Annotated in this window: 13 protein-coding genes; 6 read left to right on the forward strand and 7 right to left on the reverse strand. The window is 67.0% G+C overall.

Features of this window, described 5'->3' with window-relative positions; all coding sequences use genetic code 11:
- Positions 1 to 5586 carry a non-ribosomal peptide synthetase gene (locus KIK15_RS03585; RefSeq protein WP_214242738.1) on the forward strand — a complete coding sequence of 1862 codons (5586 nt, stop codon included), beginning with the start codon at positions 1 to 3 and terminating at the stop codon, positions 5584 to 5586.
- 19 nt (positions 5587 to 5605) lie between these two features.
- On the opposite strand, the gene KIK15_RS03590 is transcribed toward KIK15_RS03585, so the two are convergent.
- Positions 5606 to 6526, reverse strand: a complete 921-nt coding sequence (locus tag KIK15_RS03590; protein WP_214242739.1) for an NAD(P)/FAD-dependent oxidoreductase — start codon at positions 6524 to 6526, stop codon at positions 5606 to 5608.
- A gap of 24 nt (positions 6527 to 6550) precedes the next feature.
- Complete coding sequence (locus KIK15_RS03595) at positions 6551 to 8176, reverse strand: acyl-CoA dehydrogenase family protein (protein WP_214242740.1); 1626 nt, start codon at positions 8174 to 8176, stop codon at positions 6551 to 6553.
- 55 nt (positions 8177 to 8231) lie between these two features.
- On the opposite strand from KIK15_RS03595, the gene KIK15_RS03600 reads away from it, so the two are divergent.
- Together KIK15_RS03600 and KIK15_RS18535 are read left to right on the forward strand one after the other, a co-directional pair.
- Positions 8232 to 8795, forward strand: coding sequence for a type 1 glutamine amidotransferase (locus KIK15_RS03600; protein ID WP_214242741.1), 564 nt, complete (start codon positions 8232 to 8234; stop codon positions 8793 to 8795).
- Between the two features lie 12 nt (positions 8796 to 8807).
- The gene (locus KIK15_RS18535) at positions 8808 to 8939 is read left to right on the forward strand and encodes a hypothetical protein (protein WP_284149927.1); all 132 of its coding nucleotides are present in this window, start codon (positions 8808 to 8810) and stop codon (positions 8937 to 8939) included.
- 48 nt (positions 8940 to 8987) lie between these two features.
- On the opposite strand, the gene KIK15_RS03605 is transcribed toward KIK15_RS18535, so the two are convergent.
- Positions 8988 to 10070 carry a DNA polymerase IV gene (locus KIK15_RS03605; protein WP_214242742.1) on the reverse strand — a complete coding sequence of 361 codons (1083 nt, stop codon included), beginning with the start codon at positions 10068 to 10070 and terminating at the stop codon, positions 8988 to 8990.
- On the opposite strand from KIK15_RS03605, the gene KIK15_RS03610 reads away from it, so the two are divergent.
- Positions 10069 to 11424: a glutamine synthetase family protein gene (locus KIK15_RS03610; protein ID WP_214242743.1), complete on the forward strand. Its 1356-nt coding sequence runs from the start codon at positions 10069 to 10071 to the stop codon at positions 11422 to 11424. The genes KIK15_RS03605 and KIK15_RS03610 overlap by 2 nt on opposite strands.
- 3 nt (positions 11425 to 11427) lie before the next feature.
- Here the strand turns inward: KIK15_RS03610 and KIK15_RS03615 are convergent, their stop codons facing one another.
- A complete protein-coding gene (locus tag KIK15_RS03615; protein ID WP_214242744.1) occupies positions 11428 to 12189 on the reverse strand; it encodes a MerR family transcriptional regulator in 762 nt (253 codons plus the stop codon).
- A 142-nt stretch (positions 12190 to 12331) separates the two neighbouring features.
- Between KIK15_RS03615 and KIK15_RS03620 the strand changes: the two genes are divergently transcribed.
- Positions 12332 to 12808, forward strand: a complete 477-nt coding sequence (locus KIK15_RS03620; protein ID WP_214242745.1) for a phosphoribosyltransferase — start codon at positions 12332 to 12334, stop codon at positions 12806 to 12808.
- Here KIK15_RS03620 and KIK15_RS03625 read toward each other — a convergent pair.
- The 3 genes from KIK15_RS03625 to KIK15_RS03635 form a co-directional block, all read right to left on the reverse strand.
- Complete coding sequence (locus tag KIK15_RS03625) at positions 12771 to 13361, reverse strand: GNAT family N-acetyltransferase (protein WP_214243244.1); 591 nt, start codon at positions 13359 to 13361, stop codon at positions 12771 to 12773. The two genes, KIK15_RS03620 and KIK15_RS03625, sit on opposite strands and share 38 nt — an antisense overlap.
- Before the next feature lie 468 nt (positions 13362 to 13829).
- A complete protein-coding gene (locus KIK15_RS03630; RefSeq protein ID WP_214242746.1) occupies positions 13830 to 14177 on the reverse strand; it encodes a HepT-like ribonuclease domain-containing protein in 348 nt (115 codons plus the stop codon).
- A complete protein-coding gene (locus tag KIK15_RS03635; protein ID WP_214242747.1) occupies positions 14174 to 14617 on the reverse strand; it encodes a helix-turn-helix domain-containing protein in 444 nt (147 codons plus the stop codon). The genes KIK15_RS03630 and KIK15_RS03635 overlap by 4 nt, the downstream gene beginning before the upstream one ends.
- 339 nt (positions 14618 to 14956) lie before the next feature.
- Between KIK15_RS03635 and KIK15_RS03640 the strand changes: the two genes are divergently transcribed.
- Positions 14957 to 16144 (forward strand): low temperature requirement protein A, encoded by a 1188-nt coding sequence (locus tag KIK15_RS03640; RefSeq protein WP_214242748.1) that lies wholly within the window; start codon positions 14957 to 14959, stop codon positions 16142 to 16144.
- Positions 16145 to 16166 lie beyond the last annotated feature (22 nt).

Raw genomic sequence — 16166 nt, forward strand, 5'->3', positions numbered from 1 at the left:
GTGGCCGAATCGACAGACACCACCATCCAAGGTCCGATACCGCAGGACACCACCGCGATGCGACGCCTACTCGACACCATCACCACGGCCGTCGGGTCGTCCGATCACCCGAACCCGAGCAACCTCGGCCGGACACCCCCTTCGCCAGCCGACCTCGCCGAGCTCACCCTGGGTGAGCTCGGGCTGGATTCGATGGCCGCGCTGCGCCTTCGTGCCCTGCTGATCGAGACGTTCGGGGTCGAACCGGCCCTGACCGATCTGCTCGGACACCTCACCCTCCGAGAGGTGGCCGACACGCTGGCCTCGAGTCCCCGGCCATCTGCACCGATCAGGCCCGAGAACCGGGGCAGCGGGGACTGCCCGGCGGCACCTGTTCCGACGCTGACACCGGTGCAGCAGGCGTACTGGGCGGGGCGCCAGGACGGGATGGGCGACGGCGGGCTAGCGTCGTGGTGGTACATGGAATACCGACGAACTGCCCCCGGTGACCCACTCGCCGAAATCGAGCGCCTGCGCCGCGCCTTCGCCGTGGTGGTGGGCCGCCATCCGATGTTGCGACTCACCATCACTCGGGACGGTCAGCCCCGCATCAGCGATTCGATGCCCGTGGCCGTCGAGGTGATCGACCTTCGCACCCAGCCACCGGCAGAGGTGGGCGCCACCACCACGCGCACCCGAGAGGAGTGGTCGCATCGTCGATGCTGCACCGAGACCGGGCCCCTGTTCGACCTCCGGGCGGTGGTGGAGTCGACCGACACCATCCGTTTCTGCGTCGGATTCGACGTCCTGGCAATTGATTTCACCAGCTGGCAGTTGATTCATCGGGACTGGGAGAAGGCCTACCGCCAACCCACCGCGGCGTGGCCGGCCTCCCAGCTCAGCTTCTTCGACGCGGTGGCCCGCGCCCATGAACCACACCGACGTATCCGCGCCCAGCGCTACTGGTCGCGGCGAGTACCCACTCTGCCTGGCACCCCGCGACCCGCGGCGATCGCCGCGCCACCGACGACCACCACTCGGCGACGCTTCGCACGGGTCCAGCACCGTCTCGATGCAGCAACATGGTCGGCACTCATCGGTCAGGCACGCGCACACGGAGTCTCACGCACCGCACTGATCGCGGCCGCCTTCGGACTACTCCTCGATCGCTGGGGTGCACGAGAAAGGTTCTGTCTCAACGTCACCCTCCTCGACCGCCCGCTCGATCTCGACGGGGCGGACGAACTGGTCGGCGACTTCACCACCACGGCCCTGCTGGCCATGCCCGAGCAACCCACCGGCAGGACTTTCGCCGAGATCGCCACACTGGTGAACCACGAGTTGTGGGAGGCGATCGATCACCGAGAGTACTGCGGCGTGGAGGTGGCCCGTGATTGCGCTGTGGCACAGGGTGATCCGCTGAGCCCAACGCACACTGTGGTGCTCACGTCTGGAATCGGTCTCGGACGCGACGGCAGCGCAGACGGCACGCGATGCCTCGGACCGGACAGCGATCGATCACCCGGCCCGGTCGGCGGTTGGCTGGGTGAGGAGATCTACGGTGTGTCGCAGACTCCGCAGGTCCACCTCGACCATCTGGTGTGGGAGGAGTCCGGCGAGCTCCGGCTGATCTTCGACCACGCCGTCGATCACTTCGACACCGCAGCGGTGACGGCGATGATGCAGGCCTACCGCAGGCTCCTGGTCCGCCTGGCCACAGATCCGCGAACCTGGGATGACGCCACAGTGGGTTGGGACCCATGTTTCGCCACCCCCCAGACACTGCCCCACCCTCTACCCGCCATCCTCGATGACAGCGATGGGTTGCTCGACGGCCCGGTACGCCGCGCGGCCCAGGTGCACGCCGACAGGACGGCCCTGATCACTCCTGCCGGTCGCCGCAGCCACCGACAACTCGCCGAGCTCGCCGCCGGCGCGGCCTGTCAGCTGCGGTACCACGGTGTACATCCTGGTGATCTCGTCGGGGTCGCCCTCACGAAGTCGATCGAACAGATCATCGCGGTGCGAGCGATCCTGGCCATCGGCGCCGCCTACGTCCCCATCGACCCGGCATGGCCGGCCGAACGAATCTCGCGCGTGTGTCACCGCGCCGACATCACCCACATGGTCATCGACGACCTGGGCACTGACGGCTCATCGGTGCCGGACGCCGTGACCGCAATCCCCGCAAGCGAACTCGCCGACGTCGGTGCCTCTGCCCGCCCAGACATCGACTCGCCGGCAGCCGACCCCACCGAACTTGCCTACGTCATCTTCACCTCGGGCTCAACCGGCGAACCCAAAGGTGTAGCCATCGAGCATCGGCAGGCCCGGGTCACCCTCGATGACGTGGTGACGCGATTCGGGATCCGTCCGCAGGATCGGGTGCTCGGTTTGGCCGCGTTGACCTTCGACCTCTCTGTGTTCGACGTGTTCGGCCTCCCAGGATCAGGCGGCGCCCTCGTCCTGCCCGATCCCGACCGTGCCCGCGACCCTCAACATTGGTTGGACCTGATCGCCACTGAGCAGGTCACGGTCTGGAACACCGCGCCTGCGGTACTGGAGATGCTGATGGAGTACTGCACTCTGGTCCCCGGTGCGGCTCGGCTGTTGCGGTCTCTGCGGTTGGTGATGCTGTCGGGGGACTGGATCCCGGTCACCCTGCCCGATCGGATACGAGCAGTGTTGCCCCACATCGAGTTCCACAGCCTCGGCGGGGCCACCGAGGCGGCCATCTGGTCGATCTCACACCGGGTGGACCGGGTGGACCCGGATGCGCCGAGTATCCCCTACGGCCGCGCGCTGTCACGGCAGCGGTTCTTTGTTCTCGACGATGCACAGGCACCCTGTGCCATGGGCGAGACCGGTGAACTGTTCATCGGGGGCGACGGAGTGGCGCGCGGCTACGTGGGTGCCCCAGACCTGACCGCGCAGCGGTTCGCCATGCACCCCGCCATCGGTCAACGCCTGTACCGCACTGGGGATCTCGGCCAGTGGTGCACCGATGGCACCATTCGCTTCCTCGGTCGTAACGACCGACAGGTCAAGATCCGCGGACATCGGATCGAGCTGGACGAGATCGAAAGCGTTCTCACCCGACACCCCGCCGTCCGGCGCGCCATCGTCGCTGTCACCGGTGCCACGTCATCACAGTCGATCGTTGCCTACTGCTGCCCCACCACGCCGGTCTCGGCCGCCGAGCTCCGAGCCCACATCGCCGCGCACGTCCCAGAATACATGGTGCCCAGCATGATTCGCCGCGTCGCGAACATCCCGCTGACCGCCAACGGAAAGGTGGACCTGACGGCGTTGGCCAACGCGCCGGAGTGGGAGAGCCTGGTCACCGACATCGCCGAACAACCCGACGTCGCATCGGATCACCCAGCTGCGCAGCTGTGCAGCGAGATCGGCTTTGGCAACATCGTGATCGGCGGCGACACCCTCGTCACACAAGGGTTGTCGTCGGTGGACCTGGTGCGACTGGCCAACCGGATCGAGGACACGACCGGGATTCGGCCATCGCTGAGCCAGCTGGCGACCGGATGGGAATGGCTCGACTCGGTCAAGGACACCGACTCCGTCACCACAAGCTTTGCGCACCATCCGATTCCATCGGAAGAGCCGACCACCCCACCCCTCGTGTATGCGGCGACGATGGTCGGGGTGCGGCTGCCCGAAGCCGTGCCCGCCATGCACGCCTCAGCGTTTCTTCGGTCCGCCGCAGCGTGGATCGACGCCAACGTGACCCCCCATTCCCGGCTGCGACTGTGCCCCGACCCAGACACCCTGGTGGTCATCGATCATCCGGTGGGCGGCACCGCTTCCCCATCGGTGGCCACCGCCGCCGCATCGGACGGCTCCCCCTGCGCGGTGCCGGCAGTCGGTGCATCGACTGAACGCCAGACCGACACCTTTGCGCTCACCGAGATGCAGCTCGCCTATCTCGTCGGTCGCGCCGACCGCGAATGGGGGCCTCCGGTGGCCCCGCACTACTACACCGAGATCGAGGTGGACGGCCCGGATCTGGACCTCGACCGGTTGGCCGCAGCGTTCACGACGGTGCAGCGACATCACCCGATGTTGCGAGCCCGAGCCACCGCCGACGCACGCCAGCGCATCGACGCCGAGCCGCGGGCCCACCTGGTGGTGGCCACCGATCCCGGAGCAGCCCAGTCGTTGCGCCGCAGCATGTCTCACCGAGTGGCCAACCCGATGACTGATCCCCTGATCACATTGGCCGCCAGCATCGACGGTGATCGCGCACGCGTCCACGTCAGTCTGGATCTGCTGTTCTGCGACGCGCACAGTGCCGTGATCATCGCTCGCGACCTCGCTACCGCCTACGCCGGGCAGCCACTTCAGGCGCCGCAGCGACACTTCAGGGAATGGATCGGCGACATCGCGCTCGCCGCTGATACCCGATCGCGGCGCCAGAACCTGGCCTTCTGGCGCGACAGCATCGACTCGCTGCGTCCAGGGCCGCGACTTGCGATCGGCACCCGACGTGCTCGCACACCGGAGGTGACTCGGCGCCGGTGGTGCAGTACCCCGCAGCAGCTGCAGTCGATGACCGCGGCGGCGCGTACCGCAGGCGTGTCGTTGGACGCACTGGTGCTGGCGTGCCTCGGTGCCGCCACAGCCGAGTTCGGGGCCGACGGAAACACCCTCGTGGTCACCATGTTCGGCCGCCCGGAGGCCCACGCCGGCGTGGTGGGCGACTACACACAGACCATGCTGATCGAACCCCGGCCCGATCGATCCGCGACGGAGGCCGAGTACCTGAGGGCGGTGGCCGGTGATCTCTTGGCCGGCTGCGATCACAGCACGGGCGCTGCCGGGGTACACGCAAACGAGGTGATGCGGATGGCCCGCGACAGGTTCCCGGCGACAGCCGAAACTCGCTTCCCGGTGGTCTACTCCAGTGGGATCGGCACCACCGACGAGGTGGACGCATCGATGCTGCTCGAGGGGTTCGCCGGCGGCCGCACCGTGCACGCGATCAGCCAGACGCCACAGGTCCTGCTCGACACCCAAGCGTTCGTTGCCGCGGGCACCCTGCGCCTCAACGTGGACGCGCGCAGCGATCTGCTGGATTCAGCAGTGCTGAACCGGCTGTGGAACACGCTGATTCAGCATATCGAGCGGTATGCCGGAGATGCTGGTTCGGTGCCGGAGGACTCGGCGGAGATGGTTGATCGTGCCGCTGCACCAACCACCCCGACCACCAGCGTGCATCGCCGGCGTGCGGCCATCGTCGACCTGCTCGCCCGGCGCCATCCGACTGTCACACCACCGGTGAGTGCACACCACACCTTCTTCGAGGTGGGCGAAACGTCACTGTCGCTGGTCGAGATGCTCGCGGAACTGAGCGAGGTGACTGGATCTGACGTCGGCGTGCTCGACCTGTTCGCCTTTCCCACCGCAGATGCCCTCGCCGCAGAGCTCGATCGACGTAACCCAGCCCACGGCGCCGTCGACCACGCGGCCGCCCAACCGCAACTGTCGGCTCACTCGCCGGCGAGTACGCCACCGACGCTGGACGATCCGATCGCCGCGGCCCGGAGCCGGGGCGCTCGCCGCCGTGCGCTCATCGAAGAGCGCCCGTGAACTGCGGAAAGTCCGGGAGCTAGGAACGTGCGGCGACGATCGCGGCTGCGAGGTCGGTCCCTGAACGCCAGGCGCTCTCGACTCGCGGAGCCCCCTGCGGGCACCATTGATCCCCGGCCAGACCGATCAGACGACCCTCGGCCATGCTCAGGTGATGTGACGACTCATGCTGTGCAACGGGTTTGGCGAACGTCCACCGGTGCACGTGGGTCCAGTCGGGCGTGTCGATGTCGAACAGCTCCGAGACCGCCGAGGTGACCGTGGGGGCCACGTCGTCGGGCGCGGCGAGGTGCGCTGCGGCCAGCTCACCGGTGGTGTGGGCCACCAGCACCGGGGCGCCGTCACCGCGACGCGCGCCATCGTGGGCCACGAACGACAGGTGCGGGTGACCGTTGACGAACGCGGCGTCGGTGAACGGCAGACCGCCGAGATCGCGGTACCCGCAGGCGACTGCGATCACCGGCTGGTAGTCGACGGCGTCGGGCACCGCCAGCAGACGAGCGGCCTGCGGGTCGGGCATGGCCACAACCACGTCACCTGAGGGCAGGGTGTCGCAGGTGCTGCTGGTCACCTCGATGTCGCTCAGCAGTTCGCGGACCAGCGACCGCAACCCGGCCGGGGTGCCCCACCGCGTGGGGCCGCTCGATGTCCGCGGCGGCTCACCGGCGTCGAAGACCGCGAAGGTGTCGGTCCACCGATGCACCAGACCAGCTTTGTCCCACCGCGCCACCAACTCGGCGAATCCTTTGTCGCGCACGGTGAAATAGCCGGCACCGAGATCTACCCGACGATCATGCAGGGCGGGCGACGACATCCGGCCACCGGGCACCCGACCGCGATCGAGAACGCGCACCTCCACCCCGGCAGCGCGCAGCGCCACAGCGCACGCGGCGCCGGCCATCCCGGCCCCCACGATCGTCACGCCACGCTCAGTTCTCATCTGACCACCGTACGTCGACGGGCACTACTTGACCGCGATGCGTTCGAGGACGGGTGTGAGATCTGTTCCAGCGGGCAGGGTTCCGTACGCACCACCCCAATCACGACCCAACCGCGTGGCTGCGAACGCCTCGGCCACCGCCGGATGGCCGTGACGCAGCAGCAACGCCCCCTGCAGCCCGATGCACAGCGACTCGGCCAACCGGCGCGCACCGACGAGCAGATCCTCGGGCCGCGACAACTGCGCTTTGATGGCGGCCAGATGCTGGTCGTAGCGCTGATCCATCCCCGCGGCGGCATCCAACTCGTCGAAGACCGCCTCCACCGACTTCGGCGCGGTGGCCATGGCGCGCAACATGTCCAGGGCGCTGACGTTGCCGCTGCCCTCCCAGATGCCGTACAGCGGCGACTCCCGGAACATCCGGGGCAGCCCGGAGTCCTCCACATACCCGTTTCCGCCCAGACATTCCATCGCCTCGGCGACGAAGCCCGGCGACCGTTTGCACAGCCAGTACTTGGTGGCCGGCAGCCCGATCCGACGGATCAGCCCCTCGCGTTCGTCTCCGCGTTCGGCGGCGTCGGTTGCACCGGCCATCCGCATGGCCACCGCGGTGGCCGCCTCCGCTTCGACGGCCATGTCGGCCAGCACATTGCGCATCAGCGGCTGGTCGATCAGCGTGGAACCGAAAACACTGCGATGACGGGCATGATGCACGGCCTGGGTGAGTGAGGTGTGCATCAGCGCGGCGCCGGCCACCGCACAGTCGAGCCGGGTGAGGTTGACCATCTCGATGATGGTGCGCACCCCACGACCCTCCTCCCCGACCAACCACGCGGTGGCGCCGTCGTATTCGACCTCGGATGAGGCATTGGCGTTGTTGCCCAACTTGTCCTTCAGGCGCTGCAACCGCATCCGGTTACGGGTGCCATCAGGCAGCACCCGAGGTAGGAAGAAACACGACAGGCCGCCGGGGGCCTGGGCCAACACCAAGAACACGTCGCTCATCGGAGCCGAGGTGAACCACTTGTGCCCGGTGATCGTGTAGCTGCCGTCGGAATTCGGTTGCGCCGTGGTGGCATTGGCGCGCACATCCGATCCACCCTGCTTCTCGGTCATCGACATACCCGCGATCAGGCCTGCTTTCTCGGTGGGCACGGCGAGGACGGGATCGTAGGCGCGCGAGGTCAGCAACGGCTCGTAGAGCGCCGACAACTCGGCGTTGTGCCGCAACGACGGGATGACCGCATACGTCATCGAGATGGGGCAGACATGTCCCGCCTCGACGTTCCACACCGACACCTTGGCCGCTCGCACCACGTGCGCCCCGGATCGCGGGTCGGTCCACGGTCCGCTGTGCAGGCCATGTTCGGTGGCCACCGTCATCAGCCGGTGGTACGCCGGGTCGTACTCCACCTCGTCGATACGGTGGCCGTAGCGGTCGTGGGTGCGCAACACAGGTCGGTTGCGGTCGGCCAGGGTGCCCCACCGCTGGGCTTCCTCGGTTGCGGCAACTGCACCGAGCGCATGGACCTCCTCGACGCCCCACTGCCCGCCCTCCCGAGCCAGCGCCTCGAGCAACGCGGGATTGTCGGCCGGGTTGTGGCCGATCAGCGGCGGAACCTGGTTGAACACGGCGTGGGTGTCGGGCATGGCTCCCATACTGGCACCGTCGCGACCCGGGGCAGGCCCGTTTTAGGCTGGCGCCATGCAGACCGTGTTGTTCCTTGCCCACGAACCGTCGGTGGAACGTGGGCGCGACGAGGCGGGCACCCTCGCCGATGCCGCCGCCGACCTCGGGTACGACGTCGCCATCGGGTTGGTGGGTTCCGACGCCCTCCTTCCCGATCCGAGCTCTGTCGATGCGGTGGTGGTGTTGGGATCGCTGGAATCGGCCTACGACGACACCCTGCGGTGGCTTGGCACCGAGATCGACTATTTACGAACAACTCTCGCTGCCGGGACACCAACGCTCGGGGTGTGCTTCGGCGGGCAGCTGCTCAGCCGGATCCTCGGGGGCGTAGTGGCACGCTCACCCCGTCCAGAGGTCGGGTTCGTCTCGATCGACGCCGAGCAGCCTGGCGTGATCGAGTCGGGTCCGTGGATGCAATGGCATTTCGACCACTTCACCCTTCCGCCCGGCGCACGACGGTTGGCCTACAACACCGCCGGCGAGCAAGCCTTCGCGCTCGGCCGCGCGGTGGGTCTGCAGTTTCACCCCGAGATCTCCACCGCCGCCTTCGCCAACTGGCGGCTCAGCGCCACCGTCTAGTCCGAGGCCGCGGTGCACGCGCAGTTCGGGGTGCATCCTGACGAGTTGGCCGCACGGATCGAGGCTGACGCCGACGATCTGGCGGCCCGTAGCGCGCGATTGTTCGCAACCTTCCTGGAGATCACCCACCGGTCCGCCGGGTGAATCCGACGACGTGCTGAGGAGCCGGGGCTCTCAAGTGGGTTTCCTGAGTCAGGGATCGGTGAGTTCGTAACGCACACCCAACAATCGGACCGGGCGACCCTCGGTGCCCGGGTCGGTGGCGAACCGGTCGAGCAACGCGTGCAACGGCGGTTCGATGTCGTCGAACTCGAGTGTCGGGGCCGGAAGCTTCTTGGATTTGGTCCGCGTGTAGAAGGTGGAGGTGCGCAGGGTGACCGCCACCCGGAACACCTCGCGACCCCCATCCCGGATCTGTCGGTGCAGCGCGGCAGCCATCTCACCGAGCCGGGCGTGCAACTCGTCGGAGTCGGTGACGTCGGCGCTGAAGGTCTCAGCCTTCGAATGCGATTTGGGCACATACGGTTCGGCGGTGATCAAGGCGTCGCCACCGCCACGGGCCAACACGTTGAGCCAGTTGCCCTGGTGCGGACCGAACATCGCGATCAGCTCTGCGCGGTCGGTGTCGGCCAGTTCAGCGACGGTGGTGATGCCGGCATCGGCAAGTCGCGCCGAGGTTTTCGCGCCCACACTCCACAGGTCACGGGTGGGTCGCTGGCCCATCACCGGCATCCAGTTGTCGGCGTCGAGGACGAAGATTCGGGGTCCGTCGCCGGTGCGTTGCGCCTTCGCCTCGTTGGTGGCCATCTTGGCCCGCTGCTTGTTGTCGCTGAGCCCCACCGCGCATCGCAGTCGCGTCACCTGCGCCACCCGCTCGATGACCTCGGCGGCGAAGGCGTGCACGTCCGACGGTGGGTCGAGAATCCCGATGAACGCCTCGTCGAAACCCCACACCTCCACGGGGTGTCCGAAGCTGCGCAGGGTATCCATCACCTGGGCCGAGGCAACCGCATAGGTGTCGAGGTCAACGGGTAGGAACGTTGCCTCCGGTGCCTTGCGGTGCGCGGCACGCAACGGCATCCCGGCGCGCACCCCGAGATCGCGTGCCTCATACGATGCGCAGGTCACCACGGTGCGCGGCTGGGTCGGATCGCCGGTACCGCCGACGATCACCGGCCTGCCCTGCAACTGCGGCGTGCGCAGGCGCTCCACCGCCACCTGGAACTGGTCGAGGTCGACGTGGGCGATCAGACGACACGGCAGACTGTCGGTCATGGCAACCATCCAATCCGATGTCGTGGGGTATCTGCGCAGCCGCAACGTGGACGCGCTCGTCGGGACGATCGTCAGCCCGGCGGGGGTGACGCAGGCAAAAGTGGTCGACATCAACCGGGTTCCCGAATTCGCCCGCGACGGCCTGTCCGCGGGACCAGCCTGGCACACCACCGCCGCCGACGGGATCGGAACGGCATCGGCCCCGACCAGTGGAGCGTTCTCGGTGGTGGGCGATCACCACATCCGGATCGACCTCGACGGCCTACGGGTACTCGAGGACGGTCTGGCCTGGGCGCCTGCGGGTTTCCACAATCATGACGGTGAGCCGGTGGCCGCGTGCGCGCGTGGGACCCTCGATCGGGTCACCACTGCGCTGGCCGAGTCGGGTTTCACTGCCGTGGTCGGACACGAGTTGGAGTTCCTCGTCCTCGACGCCGACGCCGAACCGGTGCCGTCACCGGCGTGGGCGCAGTACGGGGTGGCCGGGGTGCTGGATCACGAACGCTTTGTGCGCGACCTGATCACCGCTGCCCGGGCCGCCGAGGTCGACATCGAGGCCGTGCACCCGTCGTATGGGGCCGGCCAGTTCGAGGTGTCGTTGGCGCCACTGTCTCCGGTCGCCGCGGCCGATCAGCTCGTCGCAGCACGACTGGTCGTGGGACGCGTGGCGCGAAACCACGGCCGCCGAGTCAGCATGTCACCCACCCCATTCGCCGGTGGCGTGGGAATCGCTGCGCACCAAAATCTCTCGATCAAGGGCCGCCACGGGCCGCTGTTCTCCGGGGGTGGCTCGACCGCGGGTCTCACCGAGTTGGGGACCGCCGCGCTGGCCGGGATCGTGGGCGGACTCGCGGATCTCCAGGGCGTGTTCGCCGGCTCGATCGTGTCCGGGCTACGGCTGTCCCCGGAGCTGCGCGCCAGCGTCTTCACCTGCTGGGGCAGGGAAAACCGCAGTGCTGCAGTACGTTTCATCCCAAAACAGGACACGCACGGCCACGGGGCCCGGGTGGAGATCCGGGTGATCGACCCGTCGGCCAACCCGTATCTGGCCACCGCCGCGCTGCTCGGATTGGCTGTGGACGGGATCAGTCGCGGGGCCACTCTGCCCCCAGAGACCGCCGTCGATCCGCAGGTGCTGTCAGACGCCCAGCGGCACAGTGCGAAAATCCACCGACTGTCCACCGACCAGTCGACCGTCATCGATGCCCTGGAACACGCGCCGCTGGCGCGATCGGTCCTGGGCGATGATGTGGTCGACGCGGTGGTCGCGGTGCGCCGCTACGAAACCCGCCACTACGGGGAGATGGACACCGACGACCTGACCGAGCGCTTCCGGATGGCCTGGAGCGTGTAGCTCTCACGCACCCCGAGCCGCGTTGGCCGCGCCGATGAACTCCATCTGTTCGCGGGTGGGTCCGGCGAACATCGACTGCGCGGTGTCGGCGTTGTCATCAGCGATCCGTTGCAGACCGGCCGCGATCTGCTGATTGCCACCGTGCGCGGCGGCCAGCAGGCCCATCCATTCGGTGGCCAGCACCTGCGCACGGTCGCCGGTCGGCGGTTCGCCGTCGTCGATGGCCTGTTGCACCTCGGCCATCAGCGTGGGCCACCGGTTCTCCACCGCGGCAATCGCCGCATCGCCCAGTTCGGCTCGGCGCGCTGCGAATTCGGCCAGCACCTCGGGCTCGAAATACGATGCGATCTTGTCGTCCATGGTCACTACCTCTCGTACGATGTCGAGGAGGTCCGGGTCGAGAAGGTTGGGGTCGAGAACCCCTGCGCCCGAATCACGTTCGATCCTGGTCCGCACCGCCGTCAGACGACGTGCCACCGCTTGCAGCGCCGTGATCTGTTGATCGATCCGGTGTGCGTGGTCGGCCAACGCTTTGTCTATCGGTGCGCGCCGGTCCAGGACTGCGGCGATGTCGTCGAGAGCGAAGCCGCACGACCGCAGGGCCACAATCTGATACAGACGTTCCACGTCGCCGCCGGTGTAGCCTCGATATCCGGCTGCGGTGCGGTGCGTGGGTGTCAACAACCCGATTGCATCCCAATGGTGCAGCGTGCGCACGGTCAGACCTGCCATCTGCGCAAGCTGTCCGATTCGATAGGACATCATCGTGCGCTTCCTGCCCGTCGTCTCCTCACCGTCGCGGTTGCGGCGGTACACCTCACGCTAAAGCCTGACGCGACGTGAGGGTCAAGTCCCGTTTCTGATCGGGCTACGGTTGTGCGATACCGGCGCGAAAGGACACTGAACTGTGGGCGATGAACGCGAGATCCTCACCTGGTCGTTGTACGGTACGGCCTGCCGCGAATTGGCTCGAGCGGTGGCCGACAGCGGCTTTCGACCCGACGTGGTGCTGGGTATCGCGCGCGGTGGGCTGATCCCGGCGGGCTCGCTTGCGTATGCGTTGGACTGCAAGAACCTGTTGTCGATCAACGTCGAGTTCTACACCGGTGTGGGCGAGACGCTGGCCGAACCGGTGATGCTGCCGTCACTGCTGGATGCCGGCGAGTTGAATGCGGCGAAAGTGCTTGTGGTGGACGACGTTGCCGACACCGGTAGGACGCTGGAACTGATCGACGGGTTTTGTCGCGAGCAGGGTCAGGTCGCGCAGGTCCGCCACGCGGTGCTCTACCGCAAGTCGCAGTCGATCATCGATCCGACCTATGTCTGGCGACACACCGACCTCTGGATCAATTTTCCCTGGTCGGCGGAGCCGCCGTTGGTGTGACGGTCGGCGGAGCCGCCGTTGGTGTGACCGTTTCGTGGGGCCGGTCGAGGCGCAGCACAAAGTGCAGTGGGTTGTCGATCGGGTTGTCGGGCGCCAGCTCGGTGTCGGCGATGATGCGAAAACCCGCGTTCTGTAGGGCTCGCCACGACCGGCGATTGGCCGCGACCACGGGCACCAACAGGAAGTCTGCGTCGGCGACGGTGGCGAACAGGTCGGCGGCGGCGTGGGCGACGATGGCCGTTCCCAGTCCCCGCCCGATGAGCTCAGGTTCGCCGATCAGGTAATCCATGCTGTAGGCCCCCGGCGGCATGGGGTCGATGACGGCCGCGAGTTCGATGGCGTACTCGGCGTAGTCGACGAGGCGGTATCGCAGGAGCAATCCGATTGCCTGGGAATCGCATTCGACGATAAGGGTCTCCCCTGGTTCGGTTCCATCGACCCCCGCCCCGAAGTCACGTTCCACCGCCTCGGGGGTGACGTCGTGGTTCCACCAGCGTCGCACCTCCGGCGTGGCCAGCCACCGAGACAGATCCGGGAAGTCGTCGCGGGTCAGCGGTCAGAATCGGATGTCCGGCGGATCACTGCTGACCATCTCGTCAGGCTACAAAGACTCGGGTGCGGTCGTGGCCGTTCGTGTGGGATGGTCCAGTTCGGTGTGCACGAACACAGTTCTGATCGCCATCACCGGCGCTCGTAGAGTTCTCGACCCTGTTCGACGCATTCATCCTGTCGACTGCACCGTGGCTGAGCCCATCCGCTTGGTCGGACAAGTTGTTGTGGGTCCACAGATACTTCGGTGCGGAGGAGGGCACCCCTACTCACAAGCGGCTGATCCTGTCGCACAACAGAACCTGAACCACCTGCGACTTCATCGTCAACGACCGGGTTCACAATGGCGTCAAAGACTTCACGCGCGAACACATCCCCTCCGGACAGGGCGGGTTTCGATGTGGTCCGTCGTTCCCGGCGGACACGACGATCTCGGATCAGTAGCCCGTGACGCTCTCCGCAGCAGCCCTCGTCAGTGAAGGCCCGGCAGAACTGTGTCGGCGAGGTAGGAACGCAGCGCGGGCACATCGAGGGTGGCGGTCCGCCACACCCGTTGCGGCTCGAGATCGTCGTACTGGTGGGCGGCGAAGTTCCGCATACCCACGATCTCCCGCCACGGCTGGCCGTCGAACCGCGCAAGAACCCCGTCAGGGACTCGGTTGATCCCCTCGCCGATGCGAATGAGCCCCATCTCGGTGGCCCACTGACTGCGGGTGTCCTGCCGAAAGTACTCGAATCCGACGTCAGTGAGCTCGATCAGCCTGTCGCACACAGCGATCACACCATGCACTGCGTCGCGGGCCTTGGAGTTGTCGCTCACACAGCCACCGCTTCGTTCAGCAGCCGGTCGCGGATCTCACCGCGCAGGGAGTCCGACGCGATGACGTCGACCTTCACGCGTAACAGGTCGGTGAGCGCGAGGCGCATCCCGACCTCGTCGAGCAGAGTCGCTTCGTCGGTGAAGTCGACGAGGATGTCGACATCGGACCCCGGGCGATCGTCCCCCCGAGCGATGGAACCGACGATTCGGGGACGAGTACCGCGGAATCTCTCTACGGTGGCACGGATGTCATCACGATGGTGCTCGACCCGCGCGGACGGTCGGCCCGCCAGCGCAGCCGCAATTCGCGAGAGAACTTCCGGACTGGGGACTCTGCGCCCGTTCTCATAGGCCGACAGATTGGGTTGGGACACATTCGCGGCCCGGGCCAACTGCGACTGGCTCAACCCAGCCGCCAATCGTTCCGCGCGTACGTCCACACCACCAGTTTAGCCACGTGTTATCGAGTGCGATATACGTTCAGATCTGTATCGCCAGTCGTTTCGGCAACGTTGTCCGAGTCCTGCGCTTGTACGTACATGCGAGGGCGTCGACAACCTCTGCGGTGGTCAGGAGCGAGATGGGCCTACTTCGCCGATCCGGACGGCAACACCTGGAAAGTCCAGCAATTGCCGTGTCGAGCGCAGTCCTGACCCGCCTCGGACGGTGGGGGTCGCCTTGCACGGTGCATGCAGCGTGCGACACGCAGTAGACCGTGCGAACGGCCGGTCCGCGTGCGAACCCTGTGGTGCAGCACGCGCCGCGGTTACAGTTCTCGGGTGAGCAGCAGCGACTCCGACCGACGCCTGCATCGGCCACGCACGGTCCTCCGCGACGGCGAGACAGTCACCTTCCTCGAGTTGTTCTTCGATCTCGTCCTCGTGTTGGCCCTCACCCAGGCCACCGCGATCATGGCCGCCGATCCCACCTGGCAGGGCCTGGCCAAAGGGGTGCTCGTGCTCGGTGTCATGTGGTGGGCGTGGGTGGGATATGCGTGGTTGACCAGCGTCGTCGATCCCGAGGAGGGCATCAACCGGCTGGTCATCGCGGGTGCGATGGCAGCCCTGCTCATTGCCGCGATCGCTCTGCCCGAGGCCTTCGACGATCGAGCACTGCTGTTCGCCGGCGCGTACGCCGTGGTGCGGTACTGCCAACTCGGCCTGTTCTGGCTCGCCGCCTCGACAGACGATGCGGCAGCCCTGCGGCGTTCGGTGACCGGACTGTTCGTCAGCACCACCATCGCGGTAGCGATCATCATCGGGGCCGCCTTCGCCGACGGCCCGATCCAGGGCGCGCTCTGGCTGCTGGCGATCGGACTCGACCTGGCTGGTCCCTACGTGTTCGGCAGCGAGGGCTGGCGACTGTCCCCCAAGCACTTCGCCGAGCGGCACGGGCTGATCATCATCATCGCCCTCGGCGAATCGATCGTGGCCATCGGTATCGGCGCCGAGGCCCGACTCGGGTTTCGCGAGGTGGTGGCGGTGATCGTCGGGGTGGGGGTCGCCTTTGCCATGTGGTGGCTGTACTTCGACGTGGTCGAGAAGGTCGCCTCGCACCGCCTACAGAAGGCCACTCCGGGGGCCGAACAGAATCGCATCGCCCGCGACAGCTACTCCTACCTGCACCTGCCCATGGTGACCGGGATCGTGCTGGTCGCACTCGGCATGAAGAAGACCATCGGAGCTGCCGACGATCATCTCAAGCTGGTGGTGGCCGTGGCGATGTTCGGCGGCATGGCCATCTATCTGCTCGCCCACGTGGCCTTTCGGTGGCGCAACGTGCACAGATTGTCCACACAGCGGTTGGTCGCTGCGGTGATCTCCGTGGCCGCCATCCCCGTGGCGCTGGTGATCCCCGCCCTGGCTTCGCTGACGTTGCTCGCCGTGATCGCAGCGACGCTGGTGGTGTACGAGACAGCGCGGTTCCGCGACGCGCGAAACTCCATGCGCGCGCAGCTCGCACACTGACGGTGCCTTCGCACGGGTGACG

Source organism: Williamsia sp. CHRR-6 (assembly GCF_018474015.1).
GTDB lineage: Bacteria > Actinomycetota > Actinomycetes > Mycobacteriales > Mycobacteriaceae > Williamsia_A.

Excerpts from the sequence above, each read along its gene's own strand:
- KIK15_RS03590 (WP_214242739.1), bottom strand. The coding sequence starts at position 6,526 with ATGAGAACTGAGCGTGGCGTGACGATCGTGGGGGCCGGGATGGCCGGC.
- KIK15_RS03615 (WP_214242744.1), bottom strand. The coding sequence starts at position 12,189 with ATGATGTCCTATCGAATCGGACAGCTTGCGCAGATGGCAGGTCTGACC.
- KIK15_RS03595 (WP_214242740.1), bottom strand. The coding sequence starts at position 8,176 with ATGCCCGACACCCACGCCGTGTTCAACCAGGTTCCGCCGCTGATCGGC.
- KIK15_RS03610 (WP_214242743.1), top strand. The coding sequence starts at position 10,069 with ATGGCAACCATCCAATCCGATGTCGTGGGGTATCTGCGCAGCCGCAAC.
- KIK15_RS03600 (WP_214242741.1), top strand. The coding sequence starts at position 8,232 with ATGCAGACCGTGTTGTTCCTTGCCCACGAACCGTCGGTGGAACGTGGG.
- KIK15_RS03605 (WP_214242742.1), bottom strand. The coding sequence starts at position 10,070 with ATGACCGACAGTCTGCCGTGTCGTCTGATCGCCCACGTCGACCTCGAC.